Source organism: Solemya pervernicosa gill symbiont (genome assembly GCF_002020875.1).
In the GTDB taxonomy this organism is placed as follows: Bacteria; Pseudomonadota; Gammaproteobacteria.
The window spans coordinates 1-2,583 of the sequence record NZ_MPRL01000131.1; the positions used below are offsets into that span (position 1 = coordinate 1).

The following is a 2,583-nucleotide window of genomic DNA, read 5'->3' on the forward strand; positions in this document are numbered from 1 at the left end:
TTCTTCGTCGTTCGCTCTCGCTCTCAACTACGAATAGGCAGACGGCGTCGACTATCGCGGACTAACCGCCTTCGCTTCGCTATCCATGGCGGTCAGCGTTGGAGATAAAGTCTGATTTGATATCGTTCGCCTTCTCCGCTGCCCGTTGCGCCGCAATTCTTTGCTTGTTTTCCAACTCCAGTTCCCTGGTGCGTTGAGCCACCTCAATCTCAAGATTTTCATTCAGAAAATCGAGATCATCTCTCGCCTGCTGCAGTTTTAATAACATCTGATTAAAGGAGCCCTGCAGAACGGTCAGTTCATTCTCATTGCGATGCAGGGGATCAATAGCGATAGGCTCAAGATTATCGAGCGTTATCATCTCTGTCTGTCTCGCCAACTCCTTGAGCGGTCTGGATAAGATACGCCGTACAAAAAATATAAAGATAATCAGCAACACGGCCATTTTCACAAACGAGTTGATCAGAATGAGAACAAAGCCCTCCTTTACCCGCTCAAATATCAGAGCAGAACTGGAGTAGATCGTCCCTTTTCCCAGCGATATAACAACACCATTTCGATCGGTATGTTTGATCTCAAACTCACAGCTGATCGGCTGACTAAAAGTACCCGAGCGAACAATCTCGCTTATACCTTTACCACTATATTCAATATGGGCTGCACCATCTGCCTCTATACCCCCAATCCCTCTTATCGTATCTCGATCATCGATCTTAACCCCAGTCACTACAGGTAACTGGTAGATACCGGCCATAATCGAACGAATACTCTTTTCGTTGAAGGTCCAGAGGGCATTGCCCAAACTTGCACTATAGGTATCGGGAATTAATGCGAGCTCTTCACTCAGCTGGGCGTGAACGCGTTGGTATTCGATCACCATCTGAATCGACGCCACAACCAGCGTAAATAAAACATAGAGCCCAAAGATGACTCTAAAGAGTTGGCTCGCTATTGAGCGTTTAAAAGAGAATAGAGAGAGGTTCATTGTGCAGCGTCGAATCTAACCGCTCGCCTAATGCCCATTTTCAAGTTTGAGCAGGGCCTGTTTTCGAATCGCTGAGATCCGCCCCGATTGCTGCATCTGCTGAAGAACTTGATCAAGTTTCGGCACCAGGCTTGCGTGTCTTTTGTGAAGATAGTGATAGAGCTGATACTCCTGTATCGCTGGCTTCAGCGCATGCACCGAATCTATCTCTATATCTGAGAGGGTTTTGAGTCCATTGGCATGTGCTGCAATAACAACTTCAACACGCTCGGCGTCCAGCATTTTAAACAGCTGCTCATTGGTCTCCACCAGTGTTCGCTGCATTCCCTCCGTGCCACGTTCAGCAAATTTGATACCGATTTGAATGCCCAGATGGTAACGCTTCAGACTCTCCCAGCCTGAGATCGGTATCTGCTCCACCTTGCTAAAGGCGATTCCCTGCAACACATTAATCGCTGTCGGCACCGGAATCAGATTGGTATAACGCTTCTCAACATTGGCAATGCGGAAAACCTCACCATCCACTCGGCCAGTGTCGGCTGTTCGCAGTGCACGCTCACCAGGAAGTGGGCGGTATTCGACCGTTATCCCTAGTTTTTGGTATGCCTCTTCTAAAACCTGCAGACTGATGTCGGTATTCACCGAACCCTCAATTCCAGAGAAGACGAGAGTCTGTTGCGCATAACCAAAGGGCGTTATCAGCAACAACACTGAAAGATAGAAACTACGCAACTTATGCATGGTCATCCGTTCCCCTGTAATTAATGATTACTATCGCAGTATCACCTGCCCATGAATCAATCGTAGATTACTACGAAGAGAAGCGATAATTACCCTATAAAACACCCTGTTATGGTTTGGCTTCAACGTCGCATTAATGTATTTTCCGATCTCACTTGCAGCACGCAATAGATAACCACATAGCGAGTAGATGATCAGATGCAGCGCGTTATCCATAGCTCTATTGATGAGATCGACGCCCAGGCCTGGAACGCACTGACCGGCTCTAGCGACCCCTTCTTGCAACATGCCTTTCTTTCGGCACTTGAGCATAACAACTGCGTTGGCGATCGCTTTGGCTGGCTACCTCATCATATTGCCCTCTACAACGACCAGCAGAGACTGGTCGCGGCCACACCGCTCTACCTGAAGGACAACTCCTATGGCGAGTTTGTCTTTGACTGGAGCTGGGCGGATGCATGGAAACGTGCCGGTCACGACTACTACCCCAAGCTGGTCTCATCGATCCCCTATACACCCGCAACGGGCGCTCGACTACTGACTGGAGATGCGACGAATCGTAACGAGCTGCGTAATCACCTCATTGATCACACCGTTGAACTGGCGACGTCCTTAGAGACCTCATCCCTACACCTGCTCTTCCCAACAGAGGATGAAACATCGCAGCTGGAAGAGAAAGGCCTACTCAAACGCATCGGTTGTCAGTTCCACTGGAACAATCACAACTTCAGTGATTTTGATGATTTTCTGCAGCGCTTCTCGGGGAGTCGCTATTTTTGCGGAAGCTTGTTTTGGGCATCCAAGCCCAAGCAAGCGGCAAATACTTAACGCGACCGTTTATGCCTACGGCGCCCCGA

3 protein-coding genes are annotated in these 2,583 nt (G+C 48.8%); 1 reads left to right on the forward strand and 2 read right to left on the reverse strand.

Going from position 1 to position 2,583, the window contains the following annotated elements:
* Positions 1 to 79: 79 nt before the first annotated feature.
* A complete protein-coding gene (locus BOW52_RS16550) occupies positions 80 to 880 on the reverse strand; it encodes a HAMP domain-containing protein (protein WP_172840406.1) in 801 nt (266 codons plus the stop codon).
* 132 nt (positions 881 to 1,012) lie between these two features.
* Entirely contained in the window at positions 1,013 to 1,726 is a 714-nt protein-coding gene (locus BOW52_RS16555; protein WP_172840407.1) for a substrate-binding periplasmic protein, read from the reverse strand.
* Between the two features lie 198 nt (positions 1,727 to 1,924).
* On the opposite strand from BOW52_RS16555, the gene BOW52_RS16560 reads away from it, so the two are divergent.
* A complete protein-coding gene (locus BOW52_RS16560; RefSeq protein WP_078485192.1) occupies positions 1,925 to 2,554 on the forward strand; it encodes a peptidogalycan biosysnthesis protein in 630 nt (209 codons plus the stop codon).
* The last annotated feature ends 29 nt before the right edge of the window (positions 2,555 to 2,583 follow it).

Excerpts from the sequence above, each read along its gene's own strand:
- BOW52_RS16555 (WP_172840407.1), bottom strand. The coding sequence starts at position 1,726 with ATGCATAAGTTGCGTAGTTTCTATCTTTCAGTGTTGTTGCTGATAACG.
- BOW52_RS16550 (WP_172840406.1), bottom strand. The coding sequence starts at position 880 with ATGGTGATCGAATACCAACGCGTTCACGCCCAGCTGAGTGAAGAGCTC.
- BOW52_RS16560 (WP_078485192.1), top strand. The coding sequence starts at position 1,925 with ATGCAGCGCGTTATCCATAGCTCTATTGATGAGATCGACGCCCAGGCC.